The organism is Streptomyces sp. NPDC085481 (assembly GCF_044541845.1).
Classification (GTDB): Bacteria; Actinomycetota; Actinomycetes; order Streptomycetales; family Streptomycetaceae; genus Streptomyces.
In genome coordinates, this window is the sequence record NZ_JBITTJ010000005.1 from 65526 (window position 1) to 81382 (window position 15857).

Consider the following 15857-nt stretch of genomic DNA (forward strand, 5'->3'; position numbering starts at 1 on the left):
CCTGGCATTACGGGGCGGGGGCGTCCTGGTCCTGCCGGCCGGCCCGCTCCGCCGCGTGCCGCTTGATCGCCGCGTCGCGCTTCCGCACGTACCAGATGCCGATGAGCCCGAGGCCCGCGCCGGCCAGGCAGGTCCACACCCACCAGGCCAGGTCCCGGTCGTCGAACCAGCCGTAGAACGGGATCTGGACGAGGAACAGGACGAACCAGAGGATCGTGCCGCCCGTGATGGTGGCGACGACGGGCCCCTCCAGGGGCTCGGGTGCCTCGTGCTTCGGTGTCCACTTCGCCATGCGCCTCAGTCTAGGCGGCCGGGTTTCGTGTCTACGCGCGGAGATGGACGCTCGCTCGTTCATGTGTTCATACTGAAACGGTTTGCCTCCGGCGGGTTCCCCTCGTATGAACCGCCAAAATGGACGTCTCCAAACCTCCGAAGAGGAACCCCCGATGAGCACCACGGCCACCGCCACGGCCACGCCCCCTGCCCCGGAGCCCTCCCAGGGTCCCGTCTCGGGCCTCGACCGCTACTTCAGGATCTCCGAGCGCGGCTCCACCGTCGCCCGTGAGGTCCGCGGCGGTTTCGCCACCTTCTTCGCGATGGCGTACATCATCGTGCTGAACCCGATCATCCTCGGCAGCGCGAAGGACATGTACGGGCACCAGCTCGACGGCGGCCAGCTGGTCACCGCGACCGTGCTCACCGCGGCCTTCTCGACGCTCCTCATGGGCGTCATCGGCAACGTGCCGATCGCGCTGGCCGCCGGCCTCGGCGTCAACACCGTCGTCGCGCTCCAGCTCGCGCCGAAGATGTCCTGGCCGGACGCGATGGGCATGGTCGTCCTCGCCGGTCTGGTCGTGATGCTGCTCGTCGCGACGGGCCTGCGCGAGCGCGTGATGAACGCCGTACCCGTCGGCCTGCGCAAGGGCATCGCGATCGGCATCGGCCTGTTCATCATGCTCATCGGCCTCGTCGACTCGGGCTTCGTCTCCCGTATCCCCGACGCCGCGCACACCACCGTCCCGCTCCAGCTGGGCGGCGACGGCCACCTCACCGGCTGGCCGGTGCTCGTCTTCATCCTGGGCACGCTGCTCACCCTCGCGCTGATCATCCGCAAGGTGCCGGGCGCGATCCTCATCTCCATCGTCGTGATGACGATCGTCGCGATGGTGATCAACGCCGTCGCCACCGTTCCCTCCTGGGGTCTGACCACGCCCGAGTGGCCCGGCAACCCGGTCGCCTCGCCCGACTTCGGCCTGGTCGGCAAGGTGAGCCTGTTCGGCGGCTTCGGCAAGGTCGGCGTCCTGACCGGCGTCCTGTTCGTCTTCACCGTGCTGCTGTCCTGCTTCTTCGACGCCATGGGCACGATCCTCGGCGTCGGCGACGAGGCCAAGCTGATCGACAAGGACGGCAACTTCCCCGGCATCAACAAGGTCCTGCTGGTGGACGGCCTCGCCGTCGCCTCCGGCGGCGGCACCTCGTCCTCCGCCACCACCTGCTTCGTGGAGTCGACGGCGGGCGTCGGCGAGGGTGCCCGTACGGGTCTGGCCTCGGTGGTGACCGGCGGCCTCTTCTCGGTCGCGCTGTTCCTCACGCCGCTCGCCACGATGGTGCCCTCGCAGGCGGCGACGCCCGCGCTCCTCGCGGTGGGCTTCCTGATCCTGGCCGGGTCGGTCAAGGAGATCGACTGGAGCGACTACACCATCGCCGTGCCGGCGTTCCTGGCGATGGTGATGATGCCGTTCACGTACTCGATCACCAACGGCATCGGCATCGGCTTCATCGCCTTCACCGTGCTGCGGCTCGCGGCCGGCCGGGGCCGTGAGGTCCCGGTGGCCATGTACGTCGTGTCGGCGGTCTTCGTCTTCTACTACGCGATGCCGGCGCTCGGCCTCACGTAGTGCGGGTGGGATCCAGCCCGTAGAACTTCTCCGTCTCCTCGACGGCGGTCTTGAACCGCTCGTCGAAGTCATCGCGAATGAGCGTCCGGACCACGTAGTCCTGGACGCTCATTCCGCGTCTGGCGGCGTGTCCGCGGAGCCGTTCCAGCAGCTCTCCGTCGATGCGCAGGCTGAGCACGGTCGATTCCATGCCCGTCAGGTTCGCGGCACCGGCGGCCCCGATGCGTCACTTTCCGGATCGCTCTCACTCATTTGGGTGACAGGTTGCGAGGGAAGGTTTTCGATTGGTCTTTAGCTAGGGTAATGAGTTACGCTAACGACATGCCTGACCTGTCCCACGGCACCGCCGACGACGCCGCGGCCGTGAACGCGCTCCGCAGCTCCGTCATGCGGCTGAGCCGACGCCTGAAGCACCAGCGCGTCGACGAATCGCTGAGCCCCACCGAGATGTCGGTGCTGGGCACCCTGTCGCTCTGCGGCTCGGCCACCCCTGGTGAGCTGGCCCGCAAGGAGCATGTCCAGCCGCCGTCGATGACCCGCATCGTCGCGCTGCTCGAGGCCAAGGGCCTGGTCCGGCTGGAGCCGCACCCCGACGACCGCCGGCAGAAGGTGGTCAGCCAGACCGAGCAGGCCGAGGCCATGCTCGACGAGTCCCGCCGCAAGCGGAACGCGTGGCTGGCCTCCCTCGCCGAGGGTCTGGACGAGGACGAATGGGCGAAGCTGCGCGCCGCCGCCCCGGTCCTGGAGAAGCTCGCCCACCTCTGACCCCAGGCGCCAAGGAGGCGACGCACTTTGAGTACGGGACCCGGAGCAGACTCCGCACCCGTCCATCAACCCGATACCTACGCGCACCCGCGCACCCGCCGGGGCAAGGGGACCTTCTCCTCGCTCTCGATCCGGAACTACCGGCTGTTCTTCACCGGAGCGATCGTCTCCAACACCGGTACGTGGATGGCCCGGATCACCCAGGACTGGCTGGTCCTCAGCCTCACCGGCTCGGCCGCCGCCGTCGGCGTCACGACGGCGCTCCAGTTCCTGCCGATGCTCGTCTTCGGCCTGTACGGCGGAGTCATCGCCGACCGCTACCCGAAGCGCCGCATCCTCCTCGTCAGCCAGGCCGCGCTCGGCCTGTGCGGCCTGAGCCTCGCCGTACTGACCCTCTCCGGCAGCATCCAGGTCTGGCACGTCTACCTGGTCGCCTTCCTGCTCGGCATGGTCACCGTCGTCGACAACCCGACCCGGCAGTCCTTCGTCTCCGAGATGGTCGGCCCCGACCAGCTGCGCAACGCGGTCTCGCTGAACTCGGCGAACTTCCAGTCCGCCCGGCTCATCGGCCCCGCCGTCGCCGGTCTGATGATCGCCTCGATCGGCAGCGGCTGGGCCTTCCTGATCAACGGACTGTCCTTCCTCGCCCCGCTCGCCGTACTGATGCTGATGCGGACGAACGAGCTCCACAAGGTGGAGCGCGCCCCGCGCGGCAAGGGCCAGCTGCGGGAGGGGCTGCGCTACGTCGCCGGGCGGCCGGACCTGATCTGGCCCATCGTGCTGGTCGGCTTCATCGGCACCTTCGGGTTCAACTTCCCGATCTGGCTGACCGCGTTCTCGGAGGAGATCTTCCAGGTCGGCGCCGGTACGTACGGCTTCCTCAACACCCTCCTGGCGGCCGGCTCCCTCGCCGGCGCGCTGCTCGCGGCGCGGCGCGGCTCCACGCGGCTGCGGATGCTGGTGGTCGCGGCGGGCGTCTTCGGCGTCCTGGAGGTCGCGGCCGCCCTGTCGCCGTCCTTCTGGCTGTTCGCGCTGCTGCTCGTACCGATCGGCACGGTCGGCCTGACGATCAACATCAGCGCGAACTCGGCGGTCCAGATGGCGACGGACCCGGTCATGCGGGGCCGCGTGATGAGCCTCTACATGATGGTCTTCGCCGGCGGCACCCCCATCGGCGCCCCGCTGCTCGGCTGGGTCACCGACACCTTCGGCCCCCGCGTCGGCTTCGCGACGGGCGGCCTGGTGTCGCTCGCGGCCGCCTCGGCCATCGGCCTGGTCCTGGCCCGCGTGGGCGGTCTGAGGATGGCCTGGGGCTGGCACCACGGGCACCCGCAGGTGCGGTTCGTGCCACGGGAGAGGCTGGCCACGGCGGCGTAGACGGGGGCGGATGGGCGCCCTGGCGGGCGCCCCCGTTCCCCGTCGGCCCACTCTCGCCGGCCCGGTGCCCGGTCGCCCGCTCTCGTAGGCCGCGCTCCCGTTCGCCCCCGCCGTCAGACCCGCCGCTCGAGTACCTGCCCCGGCCAGTCGCCCACCGTGAACGCGTCCGTGCGAGTGAAGCCCTGCCGCTCGTAGTACTCCACCAGCCGCCCCTCGCTGCCCGCGAAGCAGTCCACCCGCAGCAGCGAGACGCCCAGCCGGCGGGTCTCGTCCGCCGCGTGGGCGAGAAGGGCCGTGCCGACCCCGTGGCCGTGGAAGCGCCCGTCGGTGGCGAGGAAGCGGACGTACTGCTCCGGCTCCTCGGCGGGCGGCACGGACGAGCCCGGGTGCGGGGTGAGGGTGAGGGTGCCAGCGGGTACGCCGTCGACCTCGGCGATCCACGGGCTGCCCTCGGCCACGACCTGCTCCACCAGCTCCACCGTCTTCGGCCGCGACGTGAACGGGTCGGTGCCCCACTGCGCGGTGATGCCCTTGCCGTTGAGCCAGACGACGGCGCTGTCGAGTATCGAGAGGATCGCGGGGACGTCGTCCGCCCCACCCTGCCTGATCTTGATCTCGCTGTTCATTCCGCCGACCCTAGGCCACGGCCCGGTCCTGCCACACTCGTGCACATGAGGATTTTCGCTGCCGTCCTCCCGCCGCCCGCCCAGCTCACCGAGCTCGCGCGGGTGGTCGACCGGCTCGCGCACCTGCCCGGTGCCGACCGGCTGCGGTGGACCTCCCGGCCCGGCTGGCACTTCACGCTCGCCTTCATGGGCGAGGTCGACGAGGCCCTGCTCCCGGACCTGCACACCCGGCTCGCCCGCGCCGCCCGCCGCACGGCACCCTTCCCGCTCCGCATGCACGGCGGCGGCCACTTCGGGCGGGCGGTGCTGTGGACGGGCGCGGCCGGCGACCTGGACGAGATGCGGCTGCTCGCCGAACGCGCCGACGCCGCCGCCCGCCGCGCCGGGATCCCGATGGACGAGCACCGCCGCTACCAGGCCCATCTGACGGTCGCCCGCTCCCGTACGGACCTCGACCTGCGCCCCTTCGCGGCCGCCCTCGACCGCTTCGAGGGCACCCGCTGGGACGTCTCGGAACTCGCCCTGGTCCGCAGCAACCTGCCCGGCGGCGGCACCCCGGGGGAGCAGCCCCGGTACGAGACGGTCGCCACATGGCCCCTGGGCGGCGCGGGGACGGGGGACGGGCCGGGTTAACCTCGGGGGGTGGACCCGAAGACCCGTAACCGGATCATGGCCGGTGTGCTCGTGCTGATGTTCGCGATCATCGCGGTGGCGTCGATCGTGGGATGACCCCGCGGCCGTGGACGGCGGTCGCTTCGGCGGCCTTCGCTTCGGCGGCCCTTGCTTCGAGGGCCCTTGCTTCGAGCCCACTCGAAGGCGTTGGCTAGTGATCCATGGAGTACACGCAGCTCGGACGCACCGGACTCAAGGTCAGCCGCCTCGTGCTCGGCACGATGAACTTCGGCCCCCAGACGGACGAAGCCACCAGCCACGCGATCATGGACGCCGCGCTCGACGCCGGCCTCAACTTCTTCGACACGGCCAACGTCTACGGCTGGGGCGAGAACAAGGGCCGTACCGAGGAGATCGTCGGCTCCTGGTTCGCCAAGGACCCGGCCCACCGCGACAAGGTGGTGCTGGCCACCAAGGTGTACGGGAACATGGGCGCGGACGGCGAGGCCTGGCCGAACCACGACAAGCTCTCCGCCGTGAACATCCGGCGGGCCGTCGAGGCGAGCCTGAAGCGGCTGAACACGGACTACATCGACGTCTACCAGTTCCACCACATCGACCGCCGGACCCCCTTCGAGGAGATCTGGCAGGCCGTGGAGGTGCTGATCCAGCAGGGCAAGATCCTCTACGCCGGCTCGTCGAACTTCCCCGGCTACAAGATCGCCCAGGCCAACGAGACCGCCGCACGACGCGGGATGGTCGGCCTGGTCAGCGAGCAGTGCCTGTACAACCTCTACGAGCGGCGCGCCGAGATGGAGGTCGTTCCGGCCGCCCAGGACTACGGTCTCGGCGTCATCCCCTGGTCCCCGCTGCACGGCGGCCTGCTGGGCGGTGTGATCCGCAAGGAGACGGAGGGCGGCCGCCGCGCGACCGGGCGGGCCGCGGAGACCCTCGCCGACCCGGCGGCACGGGCCCGCCTCCAGGCGTACGAGGACCTGCTCGACAAGCACGGTGTGGACCCGGGCGAGACGGCCCTGGCCTGGCTGCTCACCCGCCCCGGCGTGACCGGCCCGATCATCGGCCCCCGCACCCCCGAGCAGCTCACCGGCGCCCTGCGCGCGCTCGAGCTCGATCTGGGCGAGGAGCTCCTCGCCTCCCTGGACGAGATCTTCCCGGGCCCTGGGCCGTCGCCGGAGGCGTTCGCCTGGTGATCCCCGCCTCCGACGGGTTGCGCCGCTTCAGTCGCGGGGGAACCCGTCGGTCGTGAGGACGAGGCCCAGAGGGTTCTTGGTCAGGTCGAGTTCCGTGCCGAAGGCGACCCGCACCTCCTCGGTGTAGTCGCCGTCCTCGGGCTTGGTGTGGGCGATGCACTTGCCCGTGTAGGGATCCACGATGAGATAGACGGGCACGCCGGCGGTGGCACAGGCGGTCTTCTTCGGGCCGTAGTCGTTCATGGCGATGCCCTTGGAGATGACCTCGGCGACGAATTCCACGTCCTCGTGGTTCCAGCCGCCCTTGCCGTTCTGCACGGTGTCGTCTCTCATCTTGGCGACGTCCGGGCAGAACGCGTTCCGGTGGCCGGGAAAGTCGATCCGTACGTCCGACGCCACCCGCACGTCCATCCCGAACCGGTCTTCCAGGGCACGGATGATCCTGCGGGTGATGTCGAAGTGCGTCTGCCTCTGCGGAACCATGAAGACGACCCCTTCGACGACTTCGCTCTTGTGTCCCTCGGGGGCGATACGCACGGCCGCGCCGACATGCGGGTGGCGACAACTCGCCACGCCCACGGGCGCGTCACGCGCTCCCGAGCCAGCTCGTCGCGTCGAGGCGGAAGGCCGTCTCCGGCGGGACGACCGTCCGCAGGGCCGACTCCACGTCCCGTACGCGCGCCGCGCCCAGCGTCCTCACCCACTCCGCGCGGAGGTCGTCGAAGATCGCGGCCGAGCGGGCGAGGGCGTCGAGGCCGTGCGGGGTGAGGCGGACGAGCTTGCGGCGGGCGTCGGCGGGGTCGTCGGCGCGTTCCGCGTAGCCGAGGGCGAGGAGTCGGTCGACGGTCTTGCCGGCGGCCTGCTTGGAGACGCCGAGGTGCCGCCCGATGTCGCTGGCGGTGGCCCCCGCGGGCCCGCCCGCGGCGACGGCCTGCATGGCGAAGCCGTGCGCGGGGCGGAGCTCGGGGTGACCCTGGGCGGCGAGCCGGGCGTGCAGCCGGTCGATGAGGGTCCGGAACCCGGCGAAGAGGAGGAGCGGCAACTCGAAGCCGGGCGGATCGACGATCGCGCCCGGAACCCCCTTGCCTCCATCGACAACCTGGTTTACGTTTTCCCCGTCAACATGGTCAACCATGTTGTCCATTCTAGACCGCTACCGGGGGAGATCCCACCTTGTCGCTCGACACCCGTACCGCCGACGCCATCAAGCTCCTCAAGGAGTCGCCGCACACCCTCGACGGCTTCCTCAAGCTCAACGAGATCTTCGAGTCCACCACCCTCGACCCGCACTCCCGCGAGACCGTCATCCTGACCGTCGCCGCCCACAACCAGTGCCACCTCTGCATCGACATGCACGAGGCGAGACTGGCCGCCCTGGGCCCGGCCCCGGCCCCCGAACGCCTCGCCGCCGTACGCCGCTTCACCCTCCAGGTCCTCGCCTCCTCGGGCGCGGTGACCGACGCCGAGCTCGACGCCTTCTACGCCCACGACTACACCCGCCAGAACGCCCTGGAGGTCGTCCTCGGCATCGGCACCTACACGGTCTCCACCTTCGCCAACCGCCTGACCCGCGCGGCCTGACGGAGCACGGCCCGACGAACCGTGAAACCGCCGGGCGGGCGGCCGTCGGGCTAGTACGCGTACGCGCCGCCCACGCCCCACGCCTGGTGCAGCGCGTTCGCGAAGGCCGCTGCCAGTTTGTGTTCGCCGGTCGGGCCGGGGTGGGTGCCGTCGTAGGTGTCGGTGGGGAGGTCGTACGACTCCGGGATCGTCGCCAGGAGCAGGGGGGAGGCGGCGGTGTCCTCGTCCGCGATCGTCTTCGCCAGCAGCTCGTTGAAGCGGATGCACTCGGCGGCGAAGGGGGCGTCGTACTCGGCCCGTACGTTCGGGATGACGGGGAGCAGGACGGCCCGGACGTGCGGGTTCGCCTCGCGGGCCGCGGTCAGGAAGGCGCGGACGTTGGCGGCCGTCTGGTCGCTGTTGGTGTAGAAGCCCAGGTCGATCAGGCCCAGCGAGATCAGCAGCACGTCCGCGCCGGTCGCCCTCACCGTCTCTCCGATCAGCGGCGCCATGTGCAGCCAGCCCTCGCCCCAGCCGGCCAGATGGCGGCGGGCGGCGGCCGGGAAGGCCGGGTCGGCGTAGGCGTGCGAGACCGCCGCGTCGGCCCCGGCCTCGTACAACTCCGTGCGGGGGCCGACGATCTCGTACCCGCCGGGCAGCACCCTCTCCAGGTGCTGCCACATGCGGTGGCGCCAGGTGAAGTCGCCGGCGCGTCCGATGGTCATGCTGTCGCCGACGAACAGAAAACGCATGACGAACATCATCTCCGACGCCGGCGCGGGGCGGCGACGTGATTCCCGACACCAGAGACCCGCGCCCACCGCGCGCCGCCCCGCCCACGCCCGGGCCCGCCGGAACGACCACAGCGCCCGTGGCAGGCTGGGGACATGCGATCTGCTGCGCTGCGCCTGTTCGGTGCCACGGTCCTCGTCCTGCTCACGGCCGCCGCGCCGGCCTGGGCCGCCGACGGGCCCGACCGTGACTTCACCATCGAGGACCCCCGGATCACCGAGTCCAGCGGCCTCGCCGCCAGCCGGGCGCACCCCGGGATCTACTGGACGCACAACGACCAGGACCAGCCGCGCGTCTTCGGCATCGACTCCCGCACCGGGAAGACCGTCGCGACCCTCACCATGAAGGGCGTCGGCACCCCACGCGACATGGAGGCCATCTCCGTAGGGCCGGACGGGAACATCTACGTCGGCGACGTCGGCGACAACCTCGACGGCTCCTGGGACCACGTCTGGATCTACCGCTTCCCCGAGCCGAAGCAGCTGAAGGACCAGACCGTCCAGGCCAGGCAGTACGACGTGAAGTACGCCGACGGGGCCCGCAACGCGGAGGCCCTGATGGTCCATCCGCGCACCGGCCGCGTCTACATCGCCAGCAAGAACGAGGACGGCGGCGGCCTGTACGAGGGCCCCGAGCGCCTGGACTCCTCCCGCACCAACGTCTTCCGGCGCGTCGGAGAGGTGCCGTGGGTGACCGACGGCGCCTTCTCCCCGGACGGCGACCGGCTCGTCCTGCGCGGCTACCTCCTGGCCAAGGAGTACGCCTGGAAGAACGGCCGCCTGGCCGACGAAGGCACCTCGGTGGGAGCGCCTTTCCAGGGCCAGGCGGAATCGGTGACGTACGCGCCGGACGGCTCGGCCCTCATGTTCGGCTCGGAGGGGCGGCAGAGCCGGGTGGTACGGGTGGAGGCGGACGGAGCGAGCAGGCCGCCGGGCCACAGCGGCGGCGGCAGTCCGGCACCGTCGAAGTCGGGGACCGGGGCCGGGACACCCGGCAGCGGCAACGGCAACTTCGGGCTCGGCATCGTCGTCCTCGCCGTCGCCACCGCAATCGTCATCGGCGGGAAGCGGCTGCTGCGGCGCGACTGACCCGCTGCGGACACGCGAGGGCCCGGCACCGGAACATGTCCGGTGCCGGGCCCCTCGTCCGCGCACGGGGCGTCGTTACAGCTTCTCGATCACGTAGTCCACGCAGGCCGTCAGGGCCCGCACGTCCGCCGGGTCGATCGCCGGGAACATCGCGATCCGCAGCTGGTTGCGGCCCAGCTTGCGGTACGGCTCCGTGTCGATGATGCCGTTGGCGCGCAGCACCTTGGCGACCGCGGCTGCGTCGATGTCGTCCGCGAAGTCGATCGTGCCGATGACCTGCGAGCGCTTCGCCGGGTCGGTGACGAAGGGGGTCGCGTACTTGGACTCCTCGGCCCAGCCGTACAGCGCCTGGGAGGACTCCTTCGTACGGGCCACGGCCCAGTCCAGGCCGCCCTGGCCGTTGAGCCACTTCAGCTGCTCGTTGAGCAGGAAGAGGGTCGCGAGCGCCGGGGTGTTGTACGTCTGGTTCTTCAGCGAGTTGTCGATCGCCGTCGGGAGGGAGAAGAACTCCGGGACGTGGCGGCCGGACGCGTGGACGCGGGCCGCGCGCTCCAGGGCGGCCGGCGAGAAGGCCGCCAGCCACAGACCGCCGTCGGCGGCGAAGGACTTCTGGGGGGCGAAGTAGTAGACGTCCGTCTCGGTGATGTCGACCGGCAGACCGCCCGCGCCCGAGGTCGCGTCGACCAGGACGAGCGCGCCCTCGTCGGCGCCCGCGACCCGCTTCAGCGGGGCGGCGACACCGGTGGAGGTCTCGTTGTGGGTGTAGGCGTAGACGTCGACGCCCGCCTCGGCCACCGGCTCCGGGTGGGTGCCCGGGTCGGAGGAGATCACGGTCGGCTCGGCCAGCCACGGGGCCAGCTTCGCGGCCTTCGCGAACTTGGAGGAGAACTCGCCGAAGGTGAGGTGCTGCGACTTGTTCTCGATCAGACCGTGGGTCGCGATGTCCCAGAAGGCGGTCGATCCGCCGTTGCCCAGGATCACCTCGTAGCCCTCGGGCAGCGAGAACAGGTCACTGATGCCGGCACGCACCTCGCCGACCAGGTTCTTGACCTTGGCCTGGCGGTGGGAGGTGCCGAGGTAGGAGGTGCCGGTGGCGGCCAGGGCGTCCAGCGCCTCCGTACGCACCTTGGAGGGGCCCGCGCCGAAACGGCCATCGGCGGGCTTGATGTCAGCGGGAATCTGGATATCGGCCACGAGGCGGAGCGTATCGGGTCGGCGAAGGCGGGGTCGGGGGATGTCCGCCGGATGAGACGAGGACTGAGACATCCTGTAGTCGTGGGATCACACGAGAACGCGGCGAGGCATCCGGGGCGTCCGGTGGGCGCCCCGGCCGGGGAGCTGGCGGGCGCCCTGCGCGCGGCGGTGGCGGGGGACGTCGACTTCTCCACCACGGCCCGCGCCCTGACCTCGATGGACGCCTCCAACTACCGGCGCGTGCCGCTCGGCGTCGTCGCCCCGAGGGACGCCGACGACGTGGCGGCCGCGCTGGACGTCTGCCGTACGTACGGGGTGCCCGTCGTCGCCCGCGGGGGTGGTACGTCCATCGCGGGACAGGCCACCGGAACGGGTGTCGTGCTCGACTTCACCCGGCACCTGCGGTCCCTCGTGTCGCTCGACCCCGAGGCGCGGACGGCCGTCGTCCAGCCGGGCCTCGTGCTCGACCGGCTGCGCGAGGCGGCCCGCCCGTACGGGCTCACCTTCGGCCCCGACCCGTCCACGCACAGCCGCTGCACCCTCGGCGGCATGATCGGCAACAACGCGTGCGGGGCCCACTCGGTGGCCTGGGGGACGACCGCCGACAACGTCCGCGGGCTGGAGGTCGTGACGTACGGGGGCGAGCGACTGCGCCTCGGGCGGGACTGGCGGGGGGCGCCGGCCGGGCTCAGGGAACTGGTCGGTGCTCACCTCGCGCTGCTGCGCACCGGCTACCCGGCCGGGCTGCCCCGCCGCATCTCCGGCTACGCCCTCGACGCACTGCTGCCCGAGCGGGGCGCGGACGTGGCCCGCTCCTTCTGCGGGAGCGAGGGGACGCTCGGGGTGCTGACGGAGGCGACCGTGCGGCTCGTGCCGTTGCCGGCGGCGCCGGTGCTGGTGGTGCTCGGGTACGCGGACGAGGGCGCCGCGGCGGACGCGGCGGCGGGGCTGCTGGGGTACGGGCCGCTGACGGTGGAGGGGATGGCGGCCGATCTGGTGCGGGGCGGGGGCGGGGGGCTTGCGCGCGGTGGGGGTGGAGGGCTTCCTCGGGGTGCGGCGTGGCTGTTCGTGGAGGTGGACGGGGAGGACGCGGCCCGGCGGCTGGTGCGGGCGGCGGACGCGCTGGATTCCGTCGTGGTGCGCGACCCGGCGGTGCGGCGCGCGCTGTGGCGGATCCGGGAGGACGCGGCCGGGACGGCGACCCGGATGCCGGACGGCGCCGAGGCGTGGCCGGGGTGGGAGGACTGCGCGGTGCCGCCGCAGCGGCTCGGCGCGTATCTGCGGGAGTTCCGGGGCCTGTTGGCGCAGTACGGGTTGCGGGGGACGCCGTACGGGCACTTCGGCGACGGCTGCATCCACGTGCGGATCGACTTCGACCTGTGGACGGGGGACGGGGTCGGCCGCTTCCGGGAGTTCTCGGAGGCGGTGGCCGATCTGGTGGTGGCGCACGGAGGTTCGCTGTCGGGCGAGCACGGGGACGGGCAGGCGCGGGCGGAGCTGCTGCCGCGGATGTACGGGGACGAGCTGGTCGGACTGTTCGGCGCGGTCAAGGACCTGTGGGACCCGGACGGCGGGCTCAACCCGGGGATGCTGGTGCGGCCGAAGCGGCTCGACGAGGGCCTGCGGTTCGCGGGGCTGCCGGTGGTGGGCCTGGGGCGGGAGGTCGCGCGGTGTGTGGGCGTGGCCAAGTGCCGGGTGGAGGGCCCGAGTTCAGGGCCGGGCGTGATGTGTCCCTCGTACCGCGCGACGGGGGAGGAGAAGCACTCCACGCGCGGGCGGGCGCGGCTGCTCCACGAGATGGCGCTCGGCGAGGTCATCACCGACGGGTGGCGCTCGGAGGAGGTGCGCGAGGCCCTGGACCTGTGCCTGTCCTGCAAGGGGTGCCGCAGCGACTGCCCGGTGGGCGTCGACATGGCCGCGTACAAGGCGGAGTTCCTGGCCGGCTACTACGCGGGGCGGCCGTGGCGGCGACCGCGCTCGCACTGGACGATGGGCGGCCTGCCGCACTGGCTCGACATGTTCGGGCGGGGGCTGAACGTGGCCATGGGGCTGCCGTTCGCGGCCCGGCTGGCGGGGGTGACGCCCGAGCGGCCGATGTCGAGGGTGGCGGAGCGGCCCTTCACGTACTGGTTCGGTGAGCGCGCGTCGGGACGGCCACCGGCGCTGACGCTCTTCCCGGACACCTTCACCGACCGCCTGGCCCCGGAGGTGGGCGCCGCGGCGGTGCGGGTCTTCGAGGCGGCGGGGCTCGGGGTGGCGTTGCCGCCGGGGCGGGTGTGCTGCGGGCTGACGTACGTGTCGACGGGGCGGCTGGGGGCGGCGCGGCGGGTGATGCGGCGGACGCTCGACGTGATGGATCAGGTGATGGGGGGCGGGGACTCCGGCGGCGGTGCGGGTGCCGGTGATGCGGGTCCCGGTGGTGGTGCGGGTCTGGGTGGCGGTGCGGGTGCGGGTGCGGGTGCGCGGCCCGTCGTCGTCCTGGAGCCCTCCTGCGCGGCGGCCCTGCGTACGGATCTGCCCGAGCTCCTGCCGGACGACCCGCGCGCGGCACGTCTCGCCGCTTCCGTGCGCACCTTCGCCGAGGTCCTGGAGGAGCTCGCCCCCGACTGGCGGCCACCCCGCCTGGACCGCCCGGTGGCCGGCCAGACCCACTGCCACCAGCACGCGGTCCTGGGTGGAGGGCCGGACCGCAGGCTGCGCGAACGGGCGGGGCTGGCAGGGGAGTTGGCGGGCGGCTGCTGTGGCCTGGCCGGCAACTTCGGCTTCGAACCGGGGCACGAGGCCGTGTCGCGGGCCTGCGCGGAGGACCAGCTCCTGCCGGCCCTCGCGGCGGCCCCGCCGGACGCGGAGGTCCTGGCCGACGGATTCTCGTGCCGTACGCAGATCGCGCACATGGCGGAGGGGCGCAGGGCACGGCACGTGGCGGAGGTGCTGGCGGAGGCGCTGGACCGAGAGGGGACGTCCTAGAGGCGTCTCGCCGATCTGGCCCAAACCCGACTCACGTGGGGCCGGGCCCCACCTGCTTGTCGTGCTGCCGGCGCACCATCTCGTCGATCCAGACGGGGGCGAACGGGGACGTGCAGCCCGGGGAGGTCGGGTAGTCCTTGAGCACCTTCAGGCGCTCGCCGATCCCGACGGCCCGGGCGCGGTGTTCGGCGTGCTCGATCCCGATCCGGGCCAGGCAGTGGTTCATCGCCCACTGCAGCCGGTCCGGGGCGTCCTTCATCTCCGCCTCGATGACGTCGAGCAGGCCGGCGAGGTCGAGGCCCTCGGGCTTCTTCGCCACGCGGTCGGTGGTCAGCGCCCAGCCGGCGCTCGCGACCACGGGATCCGGATCGGCGGACCAGGCCACGCGCAGCTCCTCGGCGTGCGGGCTCTTCTTCACCACGTAGCTCACGAGCCAGTCGTGCACCTTGGGCGTGCGCGCCTGGCGCACCATGCCGTCCAGCTCGTCGCGCTCGAACGCCTTCGGGCGGCAGATCAGCATCGCCAGCAGCTTCGCCGCCGTGTCGTCCGTCGCCCAGAGCCGGCGCGCGAGGTCCTGCTGCGTCTTCAGCCGCTTGGCGAGGGCTCGCAGCCTGCCGAGGTTCACACCGTGATCGTCCCCGTGCCTCTGGTTGACCTCGCGTGCCTTCGGGTCCTCGAGCGCGGCCAGCTCGGCCATCACCTCGGCCACCGTCGCCCCGGTCGGTGCCGTCTCGGCCACCTCGGTCTCCTGTCCCTCGCGTGCGGGCTTCAGCCTACGACGGCCGTGCGCCCGAGATGTCCCTGGCAAGCCGCAGGAGTGCCCCCACCGCCGGGTGTCTGTCCCCCTCCCGCCAGGCCAGCAGCACCGGGATGGGTGGCGCGTCCGTCAGGGGGAGGTAGGTCACGCCCGGGTGGGGGTGGAGGGCGGCCGTCGACGCGGCGGAGACGCCGATGCCCCGGGCCGCGGCGATCGCCGTGAGCCAGTCGTCCGTGTTGGCGACGGTCAGGGTGGAGCGGGGGCGGGCGTGCGGGGGCCACAGGTCGAGGGTGGTCGTGCCCGAGACCGGGTTGAGGATGGCCGTCTGGGTCGCCAGGTCCGCGAGGGTGAGGGTCTCGTGGGCGGACAGCGGGCTGTCGGAGGGGACCGCCGCCACGCGGGTCTCCGTCAGCAGCTCCTCCGTCGCCAGGCCCGGCACCTCCACCGGGCCCCGTAGCAGCGCGGCGTCGACTTCGCCGCGGAGGAGGCCGGCCGTGCGGTCGTCGATGCGGAGGAGTTCGAGCGGGGTCTCGGGGTGGGCCGCCTGCCAGCGCCGGAGCAGGGGGGTCGTGTACGGGCCGAAGGCGGACCAGGCGTGGCCCAGGCGCAGGGGGCGGTGGTGCAGGTGCTCGGGGTCGACGGCCGTGTCGAACGCGGCGACCGCCGCCGCGGCCCGGTCCTGGAAGGCGCGGCCCTCGGGGGTGAGGGCGAGGTGGTGGGTCGAGCGGTCCACCAGCCGGGCGCCCAGGTGCTTCTCCAGGGCGGCGAGGGTGCGGGAGACGGCGGGCTGGGTGAGGTGGAGGCGGGTGGCGGCGCGGGTGAGGGTGCCCTCGTCGGCGATGGCGAGGAAGCAGCGCAGGTGGCGGAGCTCGATGTTCGTGCGGCTCATGCGTGCGGAGCATAAGCAGGGGCGGATCGGCATTTCACGCGGCGCGCGGTTGCTCGTAGCGTGAGGAAAGAGAGTGTGCAGAGGGCATCTAGTTCAGTACTCTGGACTTGATGGTTCAATG

17 protein-coding genes are annotated in these 15857 nt (G+C 72.0%); 8 read left to right on the top strand and 9 right to left on the bottom strand.

The features are described 5' to 3' along the window. Nucleotides 1-7 precede the first annotated feature (7 nt). Nucleotides 8-292 carry a DUF2530 domain-containing protein gene (locus ACIGEZ_RS13170; protein WP_399829816.1) on the bottom strand — a complete coding sequence of 95 codons (285 nt, stop codon included), beginning with the start codon at nt 290-292 and terminating at the stop codon, nt 8-10. A 154-nt stretch (nt 293-446) separates the two neighbouring features. Here ACIGEZ_RS13170 and ACIGEZ_RS13175 point away from each other — a divergent pair, with 154 nt between their 5' ends. After that, nucleotides 447-1898, top strand: a complete 1452-nt coding sequence (locus ACIGEZ_RS13175) for an NCS2 family permease (RefSeq protein WP_399829818.1) — start codon at nt 447-449, stop codon at nt 1896-1898. Here the strand turns inward: ACIGEZ_RS13175 and ACIGEZ_RS13180 are convergent. Then, nucleotides 1891-2088, bottom strand: coding sequence for a ribbon-helix-helix protein, CopG family (locus ACIGEZ_RS13180; RefSeq protein ID WP_399829821.1), 198 nt, complete (start codon nt 2086-2088; stop codon nt 1891-1893). The genes ACIGEZ_RS13175 and ACIGEZ_RS13180 overlap by 8 nt on opposite strands. Nucleotides 2089-2219: 131 nt before the next feature. On the opposite strand from ACIGEZ_RS13180, the gene ACIGEZ_RS13185 reads away from it, so the two are divergent. Then, a complete protein-coding gene (locus tag ACIGEZ_RS13185; RefSeq protein WP_399829824.1) occupies nt 2220-2663 on the top strand; it encodes a MarR family winged helix-turn-helix transcriptional regulator in 444 nt (147 codons plus the stop codon). Between the two features lie 27 nt (nt 2664-2690). Next, nucleotides 2691-4040, top strand: coding sequence for an MFS transporter (locus tag ACIGEZ_RS13190; protein WP_399829827.1), 1350 nt, complete (start codon nt 2691-2693; stop codon nt 4038-4040). Between the two features lie 113 nt (nt 4041-4153). Here the strand turns inward: ACIGEZ_RS13190 and ACIGEZ_RS13195 are convergent, their stop codons facing one another. After that, complete coding sequence (locus ACIGEZ_RS13195) at nt 4154-4666, bottom strand: GNAT family N-acetyltransferase (RefSeq protein ID WP_399829830.1); 513 nt, start codon at nt 4664-4666, stop codon at nt 4154-4156. Between the two features lie 45 nt (nt 4667-4711). Between ACIGEZ_RS13195 and thpR the strand changes: the two genes are divergently transcribed. Both thpR and ACIGEZ_RS13205 read left to right on the top strand, forming a co-directional pair. Beyond that, nucleotides 4712-5299 (top strand): RNA 2',3'-cyclic phosphodiesterase, encoded by a 588-nt coding sequence (gene thpR / locus ACIGEZ_RS13200; protein ID WP_399829833.1) that lies wholly within the window; start codon nt 4712-4714, stop codon nt 5297-5299. A gap of 200 nt (nt 5300-5499) precedes the next feature. After that, a complete protein-coding gene (locus tag ACIGEZ_RS13205; RefSeq protein WP_399829836.1) occupies nt 5500-6489 on the top strand; it encodes an aldo/keto reductase in 990 nt (329 codons plus the stop codon). A gap of 27 nt (nt 6490-6516) precedes the next feature. Here the strand turns inward: ACIGEZ_RS13205 and ACIGEZ_RS13210 are convergent, their stop codons facing one another. Further along, entirely contained in the window at nt 6517-7068 is a 552-nt protein-coding gene (locus ACIGEZ_RS13210; protein ID WP_399829839.1) for a Uma2 family endonuclease, read from the bottom strand. 7 nt (nt 7069-7075) lie between these two features. Beyond that, nucleotides 7076-7633 (bottom strand): MarR family winged helix-turn-helix transcriptional regulator, encoded by a 558-nt coding sequence (locus ACIGEZ_RS13215; RefSeq protein WP_399829842.1) that lies wholly within the window; start codon nt 7631-7633, stop codon nt 7076-7078. Between the two features lie 29 nt (nt 7634-7662). On the opposite strand from ACIGEZ_RS13215, the gene ACIGEZ_RS13220 reads away from it, so the two are divergent. Next, complete coding sequence (locus ACIGEZ_RS13220; RefSeq protein ID WP_399829845.1) at nt 7663-8070, top strand: carboxymuconolactone decarboxylase family protein; 408 nt, start codon at nt 7663-7665, stop codon at nt 8068-8070. Between the two features lie 50 nt (nt 8071-8120). Here the strand turns inward: ACIGEZ_RS13220 and ACIGEZ_RS13225 are convergent, their stop codons facing one another. Next, nucleotides 8121-8801: a GDSL-type esterase/lipase family protein gene (locus ACIGEZ_RS13225; protein WP_399829848.1), complete on the bottom strand. Its 681-nt coding sequence runs from the start codon at nt 8799-8801 to the stop codon at nt 8121-8123. Nucleotides 8802-8936: 135 nt separating this feature from the next. On the opposite strand from ACIGEZ_RS13225, the gene ACIGEZ_RS13230 reads away from it, so the two are divergent. Then, a complete protein-coding gene (locus ACIGEZ_RS13230) occupies nt 8937-9929 on the top strand; it encodes a WD40 repeat domain-containing protein (protein WP_399829851.1) in 993 nt (330 codons plus the stop codon). 75 nt (nt 9930-10004) lie between these two features. On the opposite strand, the gene serC is transcribed toward ACIGEZ_RS13230, so the two are convergent. Beyond that, nucleotides 10005-11123: a phosphoserine transaminase gene (serC, locus tag ACIGEZ_RS13235; protein ID WP_399829853.1), complete on the bottom strand. Its 1119-nt coding sequence runs from the start codon at nt 11121-11123 to the stop codon at nt 10005-10007. A 51-nt stretch (nt 11124-11174) separates the two neighbouring features. On the opposite strand from serC, the gene ACIGEZ_RS13240 reads away from it, so the two are divergent. After that, nucleotides 11175-14090, top strand: a complete 2916-nt coding sequence (locus tag ACIGEZ_RS13240; RefSeq protein WP_399829856.1) for an FAD-binding and (Fe-S)-binding domain-containing protein — start codon at nt 11175-11177, stop codon at nt 14088-14090. 31 nt (nt 14091-14121) lie between these two features. Here ACIGEZ_RS13240 and ACIGEZ_RS13245 read toward each other — a convergent pair whose 3' ends face one another. Both ACIGEZ_RS13245 and ACIGEZ_RS13250 read right to left on the bottom strand, forming a co-directional pair. Continuing rightward, nucleotides 14122-14829 (bottom strand): DNA alkylation repair protein, encoded by a 708-nt coding sequence (locus tag ACIGEZ_RS13245; protein ID WP_399829859.1) that lies wholly within the window; start codon nt 14827-14829, stop codon nt 14122-14124. Nucleotides 14830-14863: 34 nt separating this feature from the next. Next, nucleotides 14864-15769, bottom strand: a complete 906-nt coding sequence (locus ACIGEZ_RS13250) for a LysR family transcriptional regulator (protein WP_399829862.1) — start codon at nt 15767-15769, stop codon at nt 14864-14866. Between the last annotated feature and the right edge of the window lie 88 nt (nt 15770-15857).

Bases quoted from the DNA above. Each gene is read 5' to 3' on its own strand.
- ACIGEZ_RS13225 (WP_399829848.1), bottom strand. From the start codon at position 8,801: ATGCGTTTTCTGTTCGTCGGCGACAGCATGACCATCGGACGCGCCGGC.
- thpR (WP_399829833.1), top strand. From the start codon at position 4,712: ATGAGGATTTTCGCTGCCGTCCTCCCGCCGCCCGCCCAGCTCACCGAG.
- ACIGEZ_RS13180 (WP_399829821.1), bottom strand. From the start codon at position 2,088: ATGGAATCGACCGTGCTCAGCCTGCGCATCGACGGAGAGCTGCTGGAA.
- ACIGEZ_RS13175 (WP_399829818.1), top strand. From the start codon at position 447: ATGAGCACCACGGCCACCGCCACGGCCACGCCCCCTGCCCCGGAGCCC.
- ACIGEZ_RS13185 (WP_399829824.1), top strand. From the start codon at position 2,220: ATGCCTGACCTGTCCCACGGCACCGCCGACGACGCCGCGGCCGTGAAC.
- ACIGEZ_RS13250 (WP_399829862.1), bottom strand. From the start codon at position 15,769: ATGCCGATCCGCCCCTGCTTATGCTCCGCACGCATGAGCCGCACGAAC.
- ACIGEZ_RS13240 (WP_399829856.1), top strand. From the start codon at position 11,175: ATGAGACGAGGACTGAGACATCCTGTAGTCGTGGGATCACACGAGAAC.
- ACIGEZ_RS13230 (WP_399829851.1), top strand. From the start codon at position 8,937: ATGCGATCTGCTGCGCTGCGCCTGTTCGGTGCCACGGTCCTCGTCCTG.
- ACIGEZ_RS13215 (WP_399829842.1), bottom strand. From the start codon at position 7,633: ATGGACAACATGGTTGACCATGTTGACGGGGAAAACGTAAACCAGGTT.
- ACIGEZ_RS13205 (WP_399829836.1), top strand. From the start codon at position 5,500: ATGGAGTACACGCAGCTCGGACGCACCGGACTCAAGGTCAGCCGCCTC.
- ACIGEZ_RS13170 (WP_399829816.1), bottom strand. From the start codon at position 292: ATGGCGAAGTGGACACCGAAGCACGAGGCACCCGAGCCCCTGGAGGGG.
- ACIGEZ_RS13195 (WP_399829830.1), bottom strand. From the start codon at position 4,666: ATGAACAGCGAGATCAAGATCAGGCAGGGTGGGGCGGACGACGTCCCC.